Source organism: Variovorax sp. 278MFTsu5.1, from assembly GCF_048305045.1.
Classification (GTDB): Bacteria; Pseudomonadota; Gammaproteobacteria; order Burkholderiales; family Burkholderiaceae_C; genus Variovorax; species Variovorax guangxiensis.
In genome coordinates this window covers 2,757,967-2,775,321 of sequence record NZ_CP157622.1, presented here as the reverse complement: position 1 = coordinate 2,775,321, position 17,355 = coordinate 2,757,967, and the positions used below count along the sequence as shown (strand labels likewise).

At 66.6% G+C, this 17,355-nt stretch carries 24 protein-coding genes; all 24 read left to right on the top strand.

Annotated features, from left to right (window positions below; translation table 11 throughout):
- Window positions 1-102: 102 nt before the first annotated feature.
- The 24 genes from ABL844_RS12830 (at window position 103) to ABL844_RS12715 (ending at window position 17,312) form a co-directional block, all read left to right on the top strand.
- Window positions 103-954 carry a GPO family capsid scaffolding protein gene (locus ABL844_RS12830; RefSeq protein ID WP_418131520.1) on the top strand — a complete coding sequence of 284 codons (852 nt, stop codon included), beginning with the start codon at window positions 103-105 and terminating at the stop codon, window positions 952-954.
- Between the two features lie 62 nt (window positions 955-1,016).
- Window positions 1,017-2,024 carry a phage major capsid protein, P2 family gene (locus tag ABL844_RS12825; protein ID WP_418131519.1) on the top strand — a complete coding sequence of 336 codons (1,008 nt, stop codon included), beginning with the start codon at window positions 1,017-1,019 and terminating at the stop codon, window positions 2,022-2,024.
- A gap of 5 nt (window positions 2,025-2,029) precedes the next feature.
- A complete protein-coding gene (gpM, locus tag ABL844_RS12820; protein WP_418131518.1) occupies window positions 2,030-2,740 on the top strand; it encodes a phage terminase small subunit in 711 nt (236 codons plus the stop codon).
- Between the two features lie 105 nt (window positions 2,741-2,845).
- Entirely contained in the window at window positions 2,846-3,316 is a 471-nt protein-coding gene (locus ABL844_RS12815) for a head completion/stabilization protein (RefSeq protein WP_418131517.1), read from the top strand.
- The gene (locus tag ABL844_RS12810; RefSeq protein ID WP_418131516.1) at window positions 3,316-3,519 is read left to right on the top strand and encodes a tail protein X; all 204 of its coding nucleotides are present in this window, start codon (window positions 3,316-3,318) and stop codon (window positions 3,517-3,519) included. Before ABL844_RS12815 ends, ABL844_RS12810 begins: the two co-directional genes overlap by 1 nt.
- Window positions 3,520-3,523: 4 nt before the next feature.
- Entirely contained in the window at window positions 3,524-3,940 is a 417-nt protein-coding gene (locus ABL844_RS12805) for a hypothetical protein (protein ID WP_418131515.1), read from the top strand.
- Window positions 3,937-4,245 carry a hypothetical protein gene (locus ABL844_RS12800; RefSeq protein WP_418131514.1) on the top strand — a complete coding sequence of 103 codons (309 nt, stop codon included), beginning with the start codon at window positions 3,937-3,939 and terminating at the stop codon, window positions 4,243-4,245. The genes ABL844_RS12805 and ABL844_RS12800 overlap by 4 nt, the downstream gene beginning before the upstream one ends.
- Complete coding sequence (locus ABL844_RS12795; protein ID WP_418131513.1) at window positions 4,238-4,813, top strand: lysozyme; 576 nt, start codon at window positions 4,238-4,240, stop codon at window positions 4,811-4,813. The genes ABL844_RS12800 and ABL844_RS12795 overlap by 8 nt, the downstream gene beginning before the upstream one ends.
- A complete protein-coding gene (locus tag ABL844_RS12790; protein ID WP_418131512.1) occupies window positions 4,810-5,355 on the top strand; it encodes a hypothetical protein in 546 nt (181 codons plus the stop codon). Before ABL844_RS12795 ends, ABL844_RS12790 begins: the two co-directional genes overlap by 4 nt.
- Window positions 5,339-5,851 (top strand): phage tail protein, encoded by a 513-nt coding sequence (locus tag ABL844_RS12785; RefSeq protein WP_418131511.1) that lies wholly within the window; start codon window positions 5,339-5,341, stop codon window positions 5,849-5,851. Before ABL844_RS12790 ends, ABL844_RS12785 begins: the two co-directional genes overlap by 17 nt.
- A 1-nt stretch (window position 5,852) precedes the next feature.
- On the top strand, window positions 5,853-6,305 hold the full coding sequence (locus ABL844_RS12780) for a phage virion morphogenesis protein (protein WP_418131510.1): 453 nt from the start codon (window positions 5,853-5,855) through the stop codon (window positions 6,303-6,305).
- 75 nt (window positions 6,306-6,380) lie between these two features.
- The gene (locus tag ABL844_RS12775) at window positions 6,381-7,118 is read left to right on the top strand and encodes a phage baseplate assembly protein V (RefSeq protein ID WP_418131509.1); all 738 of its coding nucleotides are present in this window, start codon (window positions 6,381-6,383) and stop codon (window positions 7,116-7,118) included.
- Window positions 7,119-7,126: 8 nt separating this feature from the next.
- Entirely contained in the window at window positions 7,127-7,480 is a 354-nt protein-coding gene (locus ABL844_RS12770; protein WP_093179453.1) for a GPW/gp25 family protein, read from the top strand.
- Window positions 7,477-8,373 (top strand): baseplate assembly protein, encoded by an 897-nt coding sequence (locus ABL844_RS12765; protein ID WP_418131508.1) that lies wholly within the window; start codon window positions 7,477-7,479, stop codon window positions 8,371-8,373. Before ABL844_RS12770 ends, ABL844_RS12765 begins: the two co-directional genes overlap by 4 nt.
- Window positions 8,366-8,944, top strand: coding sequence for a phage tail protein I (locus ABL844_RS12760; protein WP_418131507.1), 579 nt, complete (start codon window positions 8,366-8,368; stop codon window positions 8,942-8,944). Before ABL844_RS12765 ends, ABL844_RS12760 begins: the two co-directional genes overlap by 8 nt.
- The gene (locus ABL844_RS12755) at window positions 8,944-10,074 is read left to right on the top strand and encodes a hypothetical protein (RefSeq protein ID WP_418131506.1); all 1,131 of its coding nucleotides are present in this window, start codon (window positions 8,944-8,946) and stop codon (window positions 10,072-10,074) included. The genes ABL844_RS12760 and ABL844_RS12755 overlap by 1 nt, the downstream gene beginning before the upstream one ends.
- Before the next feature lie 15 nt (window positions 10,075-10,089).
- Window positions 10,090-10,737: a hypothetical protein gene (locus ABL844_RS12750; protein WP_418131505.1), complete on the top strand. Its 648-nt coding sequence runs from the start codon at window positions 10,090-10,092 to the stop codon at window positions 10,735-10,737.
- Window positions 10,738-10,771: 34 nt separating this feature from the next.
- On the top strand, window positions 10,772-11,953 hold the full coding sequence (locus tag ABL844_RS12745; protein ID WP_418131504.1) for a phage tail sheath protein: 1,182 nt from the start codon (window positions 10,772-10,774) through the stop codon (window positions 11,951-11,953).
- A gap of 35 nt (window positions 11,954-11,988) precedes the next feature.
- Complete coding sequence (locus ABL844_RS12740) at window positions 11,989-12,501, top strand: phage major tail tube protein (RefSeq protein WP_418131503.1); 513 nt, start codon at window positions 11,989-11,991, stop codon at window positions 12,499-12,501.
- Window positions 12,502-12,573: 72 nt separating this feature from the next.
- Complete coding sequence (locus tag ABL844_RS12735; RefSeq protein ID WP_418131502.1) at window positions 12,574-12,930, top strand: phage tail assembly protein; 357 nt, start codon at window positions 12,574-12,576, stop codon at window positions 12,928-12,930.
- A gap of 8 nt (window positions 12,931-12,938) precedes the next feature.
- Complete coding sequence (locus ABL844_RS12730; protein ID WP_418131501.1) at window positions 12,939-13,055, top strand: GpE family phage tail protein; 117 nt, start codon at window positions 12,939-12,941, stop codon at window positions 13,053-13,055.
- Window positions 13,056-13,123: 68 nt separating this feature from the next.
- Complete coding sequence (locus ABL844_RS12725) at window positions 13,124-15,799, top strand: phage tail tape measure protein (protein ID WP_418131500.1); 2,676 nt, start codon at window positions 13,124-13,126, stop codon at window positions 15,797-15,799.
- 11 nt (window positions 15,800-15,810) lie between these two features.
- Window positions 15,811-16,263 (top strand): phage tail protein, encoded by a 453-nt coding sequence (locus tag ABL844_RS12720; RefSeq protein ID WP_418131499.1) that lies wholly within the window; start codon window positions 15,811-15,813, stop codon window positions 16,261-16,263.
- Window positions 16,264-16,265: 2 nt separating this feature from the next.
- A complete protein-coding gene (locus ABL844_RS12715; RefSeq protein WP_418131898.1) occupies window positions 16,266-17,312 on the top strand; it encodes a phage late control D family protein in 1,047 nt (348 codons plus the stop codon).
- Window positions 17,313-17,355: the final 43 nt, after the last annotated feature.

The window sequence follows — 17,355 nt, the reverse complement described above, 5'->3', positions numbered from 1 at the left end:
TTTCGGTTGTAGATCGCGCATTCACAACCGAATTGCATTGAGCCTCGCGCATGCTCGGCCGACCATCAGCGCCATCACTCGTCAACCTACCCGCACACCACCATGGCCCAGAAGTCCAAGTTCTTTCGTGTCGCCGTCGAAGGCGCTACCACCGACGGTCGCACCATCGAGCGCTCCTGGCTGCAACAGATGGCCGCCAACTTCGACCCCGCGAAGTACGGCGCGCGCATCTGGCTCGAACACATTCGCGGCACGCTGCCCGACAGCCCCTTCAAGGCCTACGGCGACGTGACCGCGCTGAAGTCCGAGGAGATCACTCTCGACGGGCAGAAGAAGCTCGCGCTGTTCGCCCAACTCGACCCCACCCCCGATCTGGTCAAGCTGGCGAAGGAACGCCAGAAGATCTACACCAGCATGGAGGTCAACCCGAAGTTCGGCGACACCGGCCAGGCCTATCTGGTCGGCCTGGGCATCACCGATAGCCCCGCGAGCCTGGGCACCGAGATCCTTAGCTTCGCGGCCAAGCACCCCGACAGCAACCCCTTCGCGGGGAAGAAGCAGGCGCCCGAGAACCTCTTCTCCGAGGCCGTCGAGGTCACCCTCGAATTCGAGGAAGAAGAGGACGAAGACAAGGGCGTGCTCGCGAAGGTGAAGAGCTGGCGCGATTCGTTCTCGAAGAAATTCGCCTCCCAGTCGAAGCGCAACGACGCCACGGCCACCGAGCTGATGGGCGCCCTCGATGACCTCGGCGAGACGCTGCAGGCGTCGGTCGAGCAAGGCAGCACGACCTCCAAGGATCTCGCCGCCTTGCAGAAGAAGTTCAACACGCTCGAAGCCGAGCACAAGGGCCTGAAGGCGAAGTTCGAAACCATCGACACCACCGATGCGAACAAGCACTCGCGGCGCCCGCCGGCCACCGGCACCGATCCGAAGATGCAGACCACCGACTGCTGATCGCCCGCCCTCGCCACAACCGCCACCAGCCACAGCCACTTACCCGCATCACCGGAGCCACCATGCAAAACGCAACCCGTCTTCTCTTCAACAAGCTCATGGATCGCCTGGGCGAGCTCAACGGCGTGCCTTCGGCGCGCGAGCAGTTCGCCGTCGAGCCGACCGTGCAGCAGACGCTGGAAACGAAGATCCAGGAGTCGAGCGAGTTCCTCGGCAAGATCAACATCATCGGCGTCGACGAGATGAAGGGCGAGAAGCTGGGCCTCGGCGTCAGCGGTCCGATCGCGAGCCGCACCAACACCGACAACGCCGACCGCGTGCCGCGTTCGGTCGAGACGCTCGATCAGCACACCTACGAGTGCAAGAAGACCAACTACGACACCGCGATCAAATACGCCACCCTGGACGCGTGGGCCAAGTTCCCGGACTTCCAGACCCGGGTGCGTGATGTGATCGTCAAGCGACAGGCGCTGGACCGGATCATGATCGGCTTCAACGGCATCAGCGCTGCGGCAAACACCGACCTCGTCGCGAACCCGCTGCTGCAAGACGTGAACATCGGCTGGCTGCAGCACATCCGCACCGACGCACCGGCGCGCGTGCTGGACGATGGCGCGGCCCCGGGCGTGATCACCGTGGGCCCGACCGGCGACTACAAGAACCTCGACGCGCTGGTGTACGACGCGTACCAGACGCTGCTGGACCCGTGGTATCGCGAAGACGGTGGCCTCGTGGCGATCGTCGGGCGTCCCCTGATGCACGACAAGCTCTTCCCGCTGGTGAGCGACCCCGAGGCCCCCACCGAGATCCTCGCGGCCGACATCGTGCGCAGCCAGCGCCGCCTGGGCAGCCTGCCCGGTCTGTCTCTGCCCTACTTCCCGACCAACAAGGTGCTGATCACGCGCCTGGACAACCTGTCGATCTACTTCCAGAACTCGGCGCGTCGACGCAAGGTCGAGGACAACGCCAAGCGCGACCGCATCGAGAACTACGAGTCGAGCAACGACGCGTTCGTGGTCGAGGACTACGGCCTGTGCGCGCTGGTCGAGAACATCACGATCCAGCCCTGATCGCCATGCGCCAGACCCCCGCACAGCGCCACCTGCAGGCCAAGCTCGCCAAGATCGCCTCCGCTGCGGCGGGCGTGGGCGGCGAGCTGCAGGGCAGCGCCTACCAGCTCATGCTGGCCCAGTTGGCCGAGCACCGCCGTGCGCTCAAGGACATCCAGTCCGTCGAACGCAAGATCGAAGCGAAGCGCGCCTTCCTGCCTGTCTACGACGCATGGATCGATGGCGTCCTGGCCAGCAACGGCGGCGCGCAGGATCAGGTGGTGACCACCGTGCTCGTGTGGCACATCGACGCGGGCAACTACCAGCGTGCGATCGAGATCGCGGAATACGCCGTGACGCACAAGCTGGCGCCGCCTGACCAGTACGACCGCAACCTGGCCACGATCCTGATCGACGAATTCGCCACGGCGGCACTGACCGGCAAGATGGATCGCGCCACCGCGCGCGACCTGCTGCCGATCGTCCTGCACGGCACCCGAGACCTCGACGCACCGGATCAGGCCCGGGCCAAGCTGCACAAGGCCTTCGGCTATGCCGTGATCGGCAGGGCTGGCTCTGCCGACGTGGACTACGACAAGGTGTCCGCCGACGATGCCCGCCTTGCGCTGGACCACCTGCAACGCGCCCTCGCCCTGTTCGAACAGGTGGGCGTGAAGAAAGACATCGAGCGCCTGGAGCGCCGGCTCAACAAGCCGGAGACGCCCCCCGCGCCGTAACCGAGTCCGACCCCGGACCCCGGCGGCTCGGGCTGGCTCCTGAAGCACCTTGACAGGCCTGCCCACGGAAGACGCCCGACCACCGCCGACCTTTTCCCCTTCGCCATGAACTTCCTCGGAAACCCGCCCACCCCGACCGCCGCCGAAGAGACACCGCTGGCGAACGACGGATGGTTTCCCGATATCGATCTGGCGAAGCTGCGCGCCACCGCGCGTCTGGACGGCACCGTGACGCCCGAGCGACTGCGCCACAGCGCCATACAGGCCGTGCTCAGCGTCAACACCGAGCTGTCGCTGTACAAGGCCGCGCAGCTCGTGCTCGGCCACGCGAAGCTCGAAGACGTGCCCGCGCCCGAGGTCGACGGCAAGAGCGTGCAGGTCGCTCGCTACCTGCGCGCGGTCTACAGCTACACGCAGGCCGACCTGGTCGAGCGCTACCGCGACTTCGACACCACGGGCGCCGGCGACAAGAAGGCCGAGAAGCTCGAAATGCGCGACTGCGATCTGCGCCGCGACGTGCGCTGGGCGATCTCCGACTTCCTCGGCATCCGCCGGACCACTGTCGAGCTCATCTGATGCAGATCCGCACCCAACAGAACGACACCGTCGACCTGCTGTGCTGGCGCTACCTGCAGCGCACGCAGGGCGTGGTGGAAGCCACCCTCCTCCTCAACCCCGGGCTCGCTGATCGCGGGCCCATCCTGCCGGCGGGCCTGCTGGTCGAGCTGGCCGAACCCGCCAGCACCACCACGCGGCGCACCGTGCAGCTCTGGGACTGAAGACATGCAAGACTGGCTCAAGAAGCTCTTCACCGAACCCCAGACGCTGGGGATCATCGTTTCCAGCGCCCTCGTCGGCCTCTTCGCCGGCCTCGCGCAGGGTGTCGTTGAAAAGCGCCACGGCGGCTGGGGCGGCTTCCTGCGCGCCCTGCTCACCGGCGTCTCGGTCGCGGTCTTCGTCGGCCTGGGCATCGAGGGCTTCGTGGCGTCCGAGACGCTGCGCCTGGCCATCGTCGGCGCCTGCGCCGTGGTCAGCGAGGACATCTGGATGGGTCTGCGGTCCGTGGGCGGCGCCATGCGCAACGACCCGCTCGGCTTCGCGGTGCGCCTGCTCGATGCCATTCGCGGGCGCGATCACTCGGCCCGAACGTCCGGCGGCACCGACTTCGCGCCACCCACCGATGAAAGGAGCAAACCATGATGTGGCTACTCGCCGTGCTGCTCGGCCTGGCCGCGCTGCTGCAGTTCGCTGTGCACACGGCGCCCGACATCCACGACGCCCCGCTGCGCGGCAAGGCCCGCCGGGTCAAGATCGCCGCGCTGTCGCTGCTGTGCGGCTACTTCGGCTGGGCCGCCTTCCTCGGCCAGCGGGAGCACCCGTGGCTGCTGCTGGCCGTGACCCTCTCCGCGATCTCGGAACTGGGCTTCGCCATCAACCGCCTGTTCCCGGGGCAAAACAACCGTCTCCATGGGCGGGAAGTTGGCCGGGAGGTCCGCCATGAATGAGCAGCTGCGCATGGGCGCGGATGGCCACGAGGTCGCCCACTACTTCGAGCAGTGCAAGCTGCTGGCCTACCCCGACCCGGGTTCGCCCCTGTTCAAGGCGCTGAGCGCAGCGGGCATCGATCCCTATCGCATCACCTCGGTGCCTGCGGCGTTCGCCCGGCTCAGCGGCAAGCCCTGGACGATCGGATGGGGCGACACCGGGCCCGACGTGGTGCCCGGCCTCACCATCACTCGGGCCGATGCCGATGAGCGCTATGCGCGTCGCATGTCCGGCGAGTTCGAGCCGGCGGTGCGCCGCGCAGTCACCGTGAACGTCACCCAGCGGCAGTTCGACGCGCTCGTTTCGATCTTCTACAACGGCGGGGTCGAGGCTCTCTCGAAGTCCACGCTCGTGCGCCTGCTCAACGCAGGCGACACGGCCGGCGCCGCCGCGCAGTTCCCGCGCTGGAACATGTCCGGCGGCAAGGTGCTCAAGGGCCTCGATCGCCGCCGCGAGGCCGAGCGGCTGCTGTTCCTGGGCACAGATCCGAAGCCGGCCATCGCCGCCGCCCTGGCGAAGTTCCCATGAGCTGGCTGCTCAAGGCCCTGCCCTATGTCATCGCGGTGGCGCTCTTCGGCGCTTGGACAGGGCTGGTCTGGCACCTGGGCGGCCGGTCAACCGGCGATGCGGTGCGCCTGGAGTGGCAGACCGATCGCGTCAACAACGCCCGCGCGGCCGTCGACGCCTTCACGCGCACGCTCGATGCGCAATGGCAGATGACAGACAGCCTTGCCAAGCGCGATGCCGCACATGCAGAGGAGATCAAACGTGTTCAAGGTGAAAAAGCTTTTCTGGAGCACCAGCTTCGCACTGGCGCTGTCCGGGTGTCAGTCCCAGCCCGTGTCACCGCCTGTCCTGCAGCCGGGCCTTCAGGTGCCGCCGTTGCCGGCCAGCCTGCAGAAGCGCGAGCCGAACTTGAGCCAGCGTTTGCGGCAGCTCTGGCAGGAATCACCGGCGAGGGAGACATCGCCATCCACGACCTCAACGCCTGCATCGACCGGTACAACGAAGTCCGCGGCAGGATCAACGCCCTGACCAGATCCGGGAGCACCGATGCTCAAACCCCATAGCCTGCGCGCGCACCTGACTGACGCGACGCCTGAGCTGAAGCGCGATCCGGACAAGCTCACCATCTTCATCACCAACGGGCGGATCGTCGCCGCCGCGGCGGCGTCGTTGTCGTTCGTCTACCGCTACACCCTGAAGCTCGTGGTGCTGGACTACAGCAGCCACGCGGACGCGATCTTCGTGCCAATGCTGGCTTGGCTGCGCACCAATCAGGTCGAGATCTTCGAGAACCCCGACCTCCGGGAGAAGAGCATCCGCTTCGAGGCTGAGTACCTCAACAAGGAAACGATGGATCTCTCGATCGAGCTGGACCTGACCGAGCGGGTGATCGTCAAGCCGGGCCCGGACCCGACTTCGAAGGAAACCGCCAAGCGCTACGACGTGACGCACGCGGCCGAGCCGCCGCACGTCGGCATCGTGCAGGAAGCCCAGCACGTCGAGGTCTACTTCGAAGGCCAGCAGCTGGCCTCATGGGACTTCCCGGCCACCGAGTTCTGACGTGGCCGACGATCTTCATGCCCTTGAAGACTGGGTGACGCCGCTGCTGTCGCAGCTCACCTCGCCGAAGCGCCGCGCGCTGGCCCGCAAGATCGGCCTCGCTCTGCGGCGCAAGCAGGCACAGCGCATCGCGTCGCAGCGCAATCCGGACGGCACCGCCTACGAGCCGCGCAAGACCACGAACGCCCGCTTGCAGAAAGGCACCATCCGACGCACCATGTTCGAGAAGCTGCGCGCCGCGCGCCACCTGCGCGTCGAGGCCGAAGATGATGGCGTAGCGGTCGGCTTCTTCGGTCGCACCGCTCGCATTGCCCGCGTGCACCACGAAGGCCTGCGCGATCTCGTGCAGCCCGGCGGGCCCAGCTACAAGTATCCGGCGCGTGGCCTTCTCGCGATGAACGACGAAGAGCGCGAGCTGGTGAAAGACATGCTCCTGCAGCACCTCGCCCCCTGATCTTTCGGTTGTAGATCACGCTCGCACAACCGATAAGAAGTGCGTCGCGCGCGCACGGTCGGCACCATCGACGGCATGTCTGGAAAGGCCCCGTCCCCGTTCGAACTGCAGCGCCTGATCGAGAACCTCGTGCGGGCCGGCACCATCATGGCGGTGGACCCAGCAGGCTACAGATGCCGCGTGAAGTCCGGCAAGCTTGAGACCAACTGGCTGCCATGGTTCGCCCGCCGCGCCGGCGATGTGCGGCACTGGTCTCCCCCTTTCGTGGGTGAGCAATGCATGGTGCTCTCGCCGGGCGGCGACATGGCCTCCGGCTTCGTGCTCGTGGGCCTCTTCAGCGACAGCGTGCCCCCGAACGGTGACAGCGGCGACGTGGAGCGCACCACTTATCCCGATGGGGCGGTCTTCGAATACGACCATAGCGCGAGCGCGCTGAAGGTCACGTTACCCGGTGGCGGCACCGCCGACATCACCGTGCCGGACTCGATCACCGTGCAGTGCAAGACCGCCGACGTGACGGCCAGCGAGAGCGCCAAGGTGCACTCGCAGGAGATCACCCTCGATGCGCCGATGAACATCGTGACCGGCCAGCTGGTCGTGCAGGGTCTGCTCACCTACACCGCCGGCATGGCCGGCTCGGGCACTGGGCCCGGCGGCAAGACGGCTCAGATCGACGGCGACATGGAGTTCATCAACGGCCACGGCATCACTACCGATGGCGGCGACATCGTCGCGGGCGACATCAGCGTGCAGGGCCACGGCCACATCGAGCAGGACGACGGCGGCCGGACTGCTGGTGGAGCGGTGCCATGAGCGGAGGCATGAACCGCCTCACCGGCAAAGCGCTCGATGGCATCGACCACCTGCGCCAGAGCATCGCCGACATCCTCGCGACCGCGTTGGGTAGTCGCGTCATGCGCCGCCCCTACGGCAGTCTCTGGCCCGAGCTGATCGACCACCCGGACAACAGCGCTACCCGCGTGCGCCTGTACGCTGCCACGGCGGGCGCGCTGATGAAGTGGGAGCCGCGTCTGCGCCTGTCGCGCGTGCAGATCTTCAGCACCGACACGCCCGGCCAGGTCCTGCTGGATCTGCAGGGCATCTACAGCCCGCTGGGCCAGCGCCGCAGCGTGCTGTCGATGCGCGTGCCCGTGCAGGTCGGAGCGGCAGCATGAGCATGGACATGTCGCTGCTGCCGGCGCCAGCCGTGATCGAGGTGCTCGATTTCGAGACGATCTTCGCGCGGCGCGTGGCGCAGTTTCAGGAGCTGTGCGCGGCCGTGGGCTTCGACTACACGTTGCTGCTCGAATCCGATCCGGCAATGAAGCTGTTGGAGGTGCAGGCCTACCAAGAACTGGAGATGCGCCAGCGCATCAACGACGCGGCCAAGGCCTGCATGCTGGCTTACGCCACGGGCGCGGACCTCGACAACCTCGGCGCGAACTACAAGGTTTTCCGGCTGATCGTCACGCCGGCCAATCCCGACGCTGTGCCGCCCGTGGAGGCTGTCTACGAAGACGACGAACGCTTCCGCGAACGCATCCAGCTCGCGCCCGAGGGCATCACCACCGCCGGTCCGCGTGACAGCTACCGGTTCCACGCGCTCAGCGCCAGCGCGCAAGTCGCAGACGTGGGCATCGACAGCCCGATCCCTGGCACGGTGCGCGTCACGGTGCTGTCCACCGATCCGAGCGGCGTGCCCACCGAGGCGCTGCTCGGCACCGTGAGCGGCGCGCTCAACGACGAGAAGATCCGCCCGCTGTGCGACAGCGTGCCGGTGCAGGGGCCGGAGATCTTCGAAACGACGATCGAGGCGACGGTCTACCGCAAGGAAGGCCCTGCCGGCGAGGTCGCGCTGGCGAACGGCAAGGCAGCGCTAGACGCCTGGCTGATCAAGATCCGCAGGCTCGGGGAAGGCCTTGCACGCTCCGGCATCGATGGCGCCCTCCACCAGCCAGGCGTGAGCCGCGTGAGCATCACCTCACCCGCTGCTGACATGCTGTGCACGGAAACGCAATGGGTGCGCGTCACGGCCATCACCGTCCTCGAAGAGGTGATCCGTGTCTAGCCTCACGCCTTCGCAGCGGCTGCTGCCGCCCAATCGCACACCGTTGGAGCTGGCGCTCGCAGGCGCCTCACCGCTGGAGCTGGACACCAATGGCCTTCGGCACATGTGGACGGCCATGCTGTGCCTCGCGCCACTGCTGCCATGGCTCTCGTGGACGCTCTCCGTGGAGGCCTGGCAGGACGCCAGATCCGACGACGCCAAACGTGCGCTGATCCTGAACTCCATCGAGATCCATCGGCACAAAGGCACGCCCTGGGCGATCCGCCTGCTGATCCGCTCGCTGGGCTTCGGCGAGGTGGACATCATCGAGCGCATCGGCGGCCGCACCCACGACGGCACTTTCCGCCGCAACGGCGTCTATCCGCACGCCTCGCTTGCCAGCTCCTGGGCGACCTACATGGTCGCGCTGCAGCGCCCCATCACCAACGCCCAGGCCGAGCGCCTGCGCAAGCTCCTGCCGTCCGTCGCGCCGGCGCGCTGCCATCTGGTCGCGCTGCGTTACGCATCGGTCGCCAACAGCCACAACGGCGCCACCCGACGTGACGGCGCCTACAACCACGGAAGCGCCTGATGGCCAACCTCAACGAAACCGACCAGTGGGAAACCGGCATCTACCAGATCGAGGAAGATGACCCGGTCCTCGGCGGCCCCTCCGGCATCGACAACCGGCCCCCGCGCGAGCTTGCGAATCGCACCCGCTTCCTGCGCGTGCGCAATGTCACGCCGTGGGATCCCGCCTTCAGCTATCCCGCCAACGTGGCCTATGTCAGCTACGGCGGCACCACGTGGCGCAGCATGGGCGACAGCCTCAACGTGCCGCCCGGCAGCGACCCGACGAAATGGACGCGCTGGGGCCATACCGCGGCCGAGCTGAATGCGGCGCTCAGCGACTCGACGGCTGCGCACGAAGCCAAGGTCAATCCGCATCCTCAGTACGCGACCGACGCCGATCTCGCCGCTCACTTCGCGGACCCAGACCCGCACCCGATGTACGCGTTCCGGGGCCCCATCGTCGCTGTCCCGAACGTGAACATCGGCCCCGTCATCACGGTGCAGACGCCGCATATCCGGCAGATGGTCTGGAACGGCACCGCCTACGTGCGCGCGCCCTGGCATCAGCCCGGCATGCTGCTGTACAGCTACGACAACCCGTCGAGCATTCCCGGCTATCTGCCAGTCCGTGCTGATCTGACCTATGAGCAGGCCAACTACCCTGATCTGGTTGCGCGGCTGGGACTCTCCGGCGCCGGGACGTTCTCACTGGTGGAGCTTCGCGGCGAATTCATCCGCTGCTTGGACAACGGCCGAGGTGTCAACGCATCGCGCGTGCTGCGGTCGGCCGAGGCAAGCGGGAACGCCGCGCACACCCACGGTGTTACGGACCTCGGCCACGGCCACTATGTGAACGATCCCGGCCACGTGCACGGCGGCTGGACCGACTCGCAAGGGGCGCACAACCACGGCATGCAAGTCCCGCAGAACGTGGCGGACTCGGACCGTGGAACGGGGCAGTACTCCGACTTCAGCATCGACTCGCCGAGGCCCATCAACTACGACGGCGCCCACACGCACAACGTCGGCATCGATTCGAGGAAAACCGGCATCTGGCTCAACAACAGCGCCACGGGAATTTCGATCAATTCGGATGGCTCCGAGGCCCGTCCTCGCAATGTGGCTTTCCCGGCGTGGATTAGCTACTAACCCGGACACCATCCCATGACCAAGACCATCTATCTAGTCGATCCTGAGACCGGACTCTTCGTCGGCGAGTCGGTGCACCCGCTCGATCCCGTTGCGACTGAACGCACCGGCAAGCCGGTCTATGCGCTGCTCAACCCCGCCTTGGCAACCGAAACCGTGCCGCCGCACATCCCCAGCGGCATGCGGGCTCGCATGGTGCGCGGCAAATGGGCGTTGGAACCGCTGCCGCCAGCGCCGCAACCCGAGGTGGCCGTCGTACCGCCGCCGCCCCCAGCGCCGGCGCCCAGCACCATCGATGACCGCATCGCGTCTCTGCGCGCCTACGTGCAGGAATACATGGACGCAATGGCGCGGTCACTCGGCTACGACGACATCAGGACGGCCGTCACCTACGCCGAGGAGCCCGCCGTGCCCAAGTTCCAAAACGAGGGCCGTGCGCTGCGTGCGTGGCGCTCTCGCGTCTGGGCCGCCTGCTACGAGCTGCTCGACCGCGTGAAGGGCGGTCAAGCGGCAGAGCCTTCACAGAAGACTCTGGCCGGTCTGCTTCCAGCTCTGGAGATCCCACCGCTCGCAGCGCCCTCGCCGCCATCCGACGAGACGTCGGCGCAAGCGCTCGACGAGGCACAGAGCCCTCCGATCACAGAACAACCCACTGCGGACTAGCCGCGCCGAATCCCGAACTTCACAGGAGCACCAAATGGCAACCACCGAATACCACCATGGCGTCCGCGTCTTCGAGGTCAACGAAGGCACGCGCCCCATCCGCGTAATCAACACCTCGATCATTGGCCTGGTCGCGACCGCGCCGGACGCCGACCCGGCTGTCTTCCCGCTGAACACGCCCGTACTGGTGACCAACGTCTACAACGCCATGGGCAAGGCCGGCACAACCGGAACGCTCAAGAAGACGCTCGAGTACATCGCGGCACTGGCCCGTCCCATCACGGTGGTGGTGCGCGTCGAGCCCGGCGCCGACGAAGCGGCCACGACCAGCAACGTCATCGGCACAGTGCTGCCGAGCGGCCAGCGCACGGGCATGAAGGCCCTCCTCTCGGCACAGGCCAGGCTCGGCATCAAGCCGCGCATCCTTGGCTGCCCTGGCCTCGACACCCAGCCCGTCGCCGCCGCGCTCTCCACAATTGCCAAGAGCCTGCGCGCGTTCGCCTACGTCAATGCCTGGGGCTGCGAAACGGTCGAGCAGGCCACGGCATATCGCCAGCAGTTCGGCGCGCGCGAGCTGATGGTGATCCACCCGGACTTCCTCGCCTGGGACACGGTCGCCAACGCCAATGCACGGGCGCCCGCTGTCGCGTTTGCGCTGGGCCTGCGCGCGAAGATCGACAACGAGATCGGCTGGCACAAGACCCTTTCGAATGTCGCAGTCGACGGCGTCACCGGCATCAGCCAGGACATCTACTGGGATCTGCAAGATCCGGCCACCGACGCGGGTGTGCTCAATGCCGGCGACGTCACGACGCTGATCAACCGCGACGGCTACCGCTTCTGGGGCTCGCGCACCTGCAGCGATGACCCGCTGTTCGCCTTCGAGTCGGCCACCCGTACCGCGCAGGTGCTCGCCGACACCATCGCCGAAGCCCACATGTGGGCCAACGACAAGCCGCTCCTGCCCGGCCTGGTGAAAGACATCCTCGAAGGCGTCAACAGCAAGTTCCGCTACCTGACGCGCTCGGGCTACATCGTAGGCGGCGGCGTCTGGGCCGTCGACGGCGAGGTGAACACCGCCGACGAGCTCAAGAGCGGCAACCTGATGCTCGACTACGACTTCACGCCGTGCGCGCCTCTGGAGAACCTGATGTTTCGCCAGCGCATCACGGGCCGCTACTACGAGAACTTCGCCGATCAGGTTGCCAAGGCCTGATCGCACCTACCCGCTGATCTACAGAGGAAAGCACCATGTCCCTCCCCCGCGTACTCAAGAACTTCATTCTCTTCAATGACGGCAATGCCTACCTCGGCGAAGTGCCCGAGGCCACCCCTCCCAAGCTCAGCCGCAAGATGGAGGATTACCGCGCCGGTGGCATGAACGGCCCAATCGGCATTGACCTTGGCATGGAGGCGCTGGAGTTCGAATGGACTGCCGCCGGCTACATGAAGAGCATGCTCACCCAGTGGGGCGAGCCCACGCACGACGGCGTGCTGCTGCGGCTCGCCGGCGCAATTCAGGCTGACGACACCGCCGAGGTGCAGGCCTGCGAGATGGTGATGCGCGGGCGTCACAAGGAAATCGACTTCGGCAACGCCAAGGCCGGCGAGAAGACCGAGATCAAGGTGAAATCCTCGCTCAGCTACTACAAGCTCTCGATCGACGGCGAAGTGTTGATCGAGATCGACTTCGTCAACTTCATTGAGGTGGTCGGCGGCGTCGATCGCATGGCGCAGATCCGACGCGCACTCGGCCTGTTCTGACCTGACGCGAACCCTTTGGCGCCGGCAGCTGTCGGCACTTCCCCTTTCCTCTCAACGCTCTCGAGCAGCACCATGAACCTCAACGACACCAGCGTTACCGACGTCACCCCGAAGCCCAGCGGCAACACCACGGAAGCCGCCGCCGGCGAAGTCATCCTCGACACGCCCGTGCAGCGCGGCGGCCAGTCCATAACCAAGGTGCTCATCCGCAAGCCACGCTCCGGCGAGCTGCGCGGCACCTCGCTGGCCGCTCTAATGCAGATGGACGTGGTCGCCCTGACCACCGTGCTGCCCCGTCTCACCATGCCCAGTCTCACGAAGCCCGAGGTCGAAGCACTGGAGCCGTCCGACCTGCTGCAGTGCGGCACCGAGGTGGTGAATTTTTTGCTGCCGAAGGCGGACCGGATTCCCGTGTCCCAGAGCACGTAGAAGACGCCATGGCGGACCTCGCCTTCGTCTTCCACTGGGGCCCCGCCCATATGGATGACATGGCGGTGTCCGACCTGATGCAGTGGCGCGAGCGCGCCCGTGAACGCCACGAACCGCCCAAGTAGACCCATGCGCCCCCTTCCCCCCTTCCAGCTCCATTCGCGCCTCGTGGCGGCCTCGCAAGGGAGTGCACATGTCCAGTAGCGGCGATCTGCGCCTGATGGTGATCCTGCAGGCGCTGGACAAGGCCTCCGCGCCCTTCAAGAAGGTCTCCGAAAGCAGCAGCAAGGCCGCGAGGGCTCTTCGCGAGGCCCGCGACCGGCTCAAGGAACTCAACTCCCAGCAGAAGAGCGTCGGCGAGTTCCGCGAGATCCGCGCCGGTCTGCAGGACACCACCGCCAAGCTCACGGCCGCGCAGGCACGCGTCAAGCAACTTGCGCAGGGGCTGGGCGCCCTGGGCCCGCCGTCCAAGGCCATGATCCGCGACTTCGCCGCGGCGAAGCGAGAGGCAGCAGCTCTCAGCGAACAGCACCAGCGGCAGTCCGCCCGCGTGCAGGCCCTGCGCGACAAGCTCACGGCCGCAGGCATCAGCGCGAGCGCCATGGGCACGCACGAGCGCCGGCTGCGCACCGAGATCTCGGCAGCCAACCGCGCCATCGACGAGCAGACCGCCAAGCTCAAGCAGTTGGGCGATCGGCAGCGCGCCATGCACGCCGCCAAGGCCGACTACCAGAAGGGCAAGCACCTCGGCCACAACACCGCCGTCGCTGGCGCCATCGCGGCTGGTTCGGGCTTCGCGGTGCTGCACGCCATGCGCGCACCGATCGAGGAAAGCTCCAAGTTCGCGACCGAGCAGCAGCGCATCGCGGCGCTCGGCCTGGGCGACAAGATCACGAGTGACGCCATCAAGTATGCGAAGGCGATGGAGACCTACGGCACAAGCACCCGGGACAACCTGATGCTCGTGCGCGACGGCTTGACCGTGTTCGCCGACCTCCACCACGCCGAGATGGTGGCGCCCACGCTGGCGAAGATGAAGTTCGCTAACGAGGCGATCTACGGCGAAGAGCAGGGCCACGAGAACGAGAAGAAGTTCATGGACATGCTCAAGGTCATCGAGCTGCGCGGCGGCCTGGCCAACGAGAAGGTGTTCAAGGACCAGGCCGACAAGATCCAGCGCGTGATCGCTGCCACCGGCGGGCGCGTGCAGGGCGAGGAATGGCTCAACGTCATCAAGACCGGCGGCGTCGCGGCCAAGGGCCTCACGGACGAGGCCCTCTACTACCAGATGGAGCCGTTGGTGCAGGAAATGGGCGGACACCGCGTGGGCACCGCGATGATGTCGGCCTACTCCAACATCTACCAGGGCAAGACGACCAAGCGTTCGGCACAGATGCTGATGGATCTCGGTCTGATCGCCGACCCTTCGAAGGTCAAGCACGACAAGGTGGGACAGATCTCCCAGCTCGGCGTCGGCGCGCTCAAGGGCAGCGAGATCTTCCGGGAGAACCAGTTCGAGTGGATGGAAAAGATCCTGCTGCCTGCTCTTGCCGCCAAGGGCATCACCGAGAAGCAGCAGGTGCTCGACGCCATGGGGGGCATGTTCAGCAACCGCACTGCCTCCAACCTGTTCGCGCAGATGTACCTGCAGCGCGAGCAGATCCACAAGAACGCGAAGCTCAACGCCGGCGCCGATGGCATCGGCACGCTGTACGACCGCGCGCTGCAGACCTCCTCGGGCGCCGAGCTGGAGCTGGCCGCGCGGCGCAATGACCTCTACAAGCAGTTCGGCGACAGCATCATGCCGGCCTACGTCGCGGCGCTGCGGCTCGCCGCCGCCGCGATGAAGGGCCTCACGAATTGGATGGCGGCCAACCCTCGCCTCGCGCAGCTGCTGGCGACCGGCCTGGGCATCCTCGCGGTGGCGCTTGTGGCGCTCGGCGGCATCCTGCTGGTGGTGGGCCCTGCGATCCTGGGCTTCGTCGCCATGCGGTTCGCCTTCGCTGCCATGGGCATTCAGGGCGGCGTGCTCGCCCGCGTGCTGGGCCTGCTCGCCACGGGCTTCCGCCTGGCCGGCACCGCGCTGCTGTGGCTCGGCCGCGCGCTGCTGCTGAATCCCATCGGCCTCATCATCACCGCGATCGCGGTCGCCGCCTATCTGATCTACCGCTACTGGGGGCCGATCAGCGCCTTCTTCGTCGACCTGTGGAACCGTGCGAAAGCCGCCTTCGACCAATTCTGGCAGTACCTGGGCGGCTCGGTGCCTGCTGCACTCGCCACGGTCGGCGGCGCGATCCTGAACTGGTCGCCGGCCGGACTCTTCTACCAGGCGTTCGCCGAGACGATGCGCTGGTTTGGCTTCGAGCTGCCGGGGAAGTTCACCGAGTTCGGCAGCCAGATGATGCAGGGTCTGGCCAACGGCATCACGGGCGCGCTCGGGCAGGTTCAGGGCGCGATATCGGGCGCGGCAGATTCGGCCCTGGCGTGGTTCAAGGAAAAGCTCGGCATCCGCAGCCCGAGCCGGGTCTTCATGCTGGCCGGCAACGAGATCAGCAACGGGGCGGCGCTGGGCATCGCCGGCCGCGCGGGCTACGTGCGCCAGGCTGCGCTCGGCATGGCAACGGCTGCCGCCTCAGTGCTGCCCATGGGCACGGCCGGCGCGGAAGCGCTGCGCTTCGACACCCGCGCGCCGATCAGCGCCAGCGCCGGCCAGCTCGCCCCTGTCGCCGGCGCCAAATACGAGATCCACATTCACGCGGCGCCGGGCATGAGTGCTCAGGAGATTGCCCGCGCCGTGTCGATGGAGCTGGACCGCCGCGAGCGTGCGAAGAGCGCCGCCGGCCGGTCCTCGTTGTCCGACCGCGACTGACCGGAGACCCCATGAGCATGATGATGGCCTTGGGCCAATTCGTTTTCAGCCTCGACACGCTGGCCTATCAGGAGCTGCAGCGGCAGATGAAGTGGCGCCACGCCAGCAACAGCCGCATCGGCGCGCGCCCAGCGCGGCAGTTCCTCGGCGTGGGCGACGACACCTTCAACCTGTCGGGCGTGCTGATGCCTGAGCTGACGGGCAGCACCGCTTCCCTCGACGAACTGCGCGAGATGGGCAACCTGGGCGCCTCGTGGCCGTTGGTCGACGGCATGGGCATCGTGTACGGCCTGTACATCATCGAGGGCCTCACCGAGACGAAGACGGTGTTTCTGCCGAACGGCGCGGCGCGGCGCATCGAGTTCCAGCTCCAGCTCGAGCGCGTCGACGACGAACAGACCGATTCCATCGGCGATGACGAACAGACCGACGGCATCGGCGGCGACGAAGAGGTTGCGGCTTGACGATGGACCCGCAAGACCAGGCCACCGCGCACCCTGCGCCCAGCTACCGCCTGAAGCTCGGCGAGCGGGACATCACCCCCGCCGTGGACGCGCGTCTGATCAACATGACGCTGTCCGAGTGCCGCGGCAACGAGGCCGACCAGCTCGATCTGGTGCTCGACGATCACGATGGCGCGCTGGAGATCCCCCGCAAGGGCGTCGAGCTGCAGCTCGCCATCGGCTGGAGCGGCACCGACCTGGTCGACAAAGGAACGTTCATCGTCGACGAGGCCGAGCATTCCGGCGCGCCCGACCAGATCTGCATCCGCGCGCGCAGCGCGGAAATGCATCAGTCGTTGCGCACGCGTGTGGAGCGTAGCTTCCACGGCGTCACGCTCGGCGAGATCGTCCGGCAGATCGCCGCCCGGCACCAGCTGGTGGCACGCATCGATCCCACGCTCGGGGCCCGCCAGATCGAGCACATCGACCAGACCAACGAAAGCGACCTGAACTTCCTCACGCGCCTGGCGAAGCTGCACGATGCCGTAGCAACGATCAAACGCGGGCGCCTGCTGTTCCTGCCCATCGTCGGCACAACCACGTCGAGCGGCGAGAGCCTGCCAGTGATCGAGATCACGAGAGCCGATGGCGACAGCCACCGCTATCACTCCAGCGACCGAGACGCGTATAGCGGCGTGCGGGCCTACTGGCACGATCCGAAGCGCGCGAAGAGGCGCGGGGTGCTGGTGGGGGTCAGCGGCAATGCGAAGCGAGTCAAGGACACGTTCGCGAACGAAGCCGACGCACGTGCAGCGGCGCAGGCCGAATGGCGGCGCATTCAGCGCGGGCTCGCGACGTTCGAACTGACGCTGGCGCTGGGCCAACCCCTGCTCACCCCTCAATCGCCGGTGAAGGTTTCAGGATGGAATAAGCCTGAGATCGACGACACGGATTGGCTGTCGGTCAAGGTACGGCACACCATGACGGGCGACGGTGGTTTCACATCTCATGCCGAGCTCGAGGTGAGCATCTCCGGAGCCACAGAAACAAGTGCCGTGGAGGACGACTAGGCGGTTCGAACTGCCGAAGTCACCAATTCTCTTGGCCTGAGCT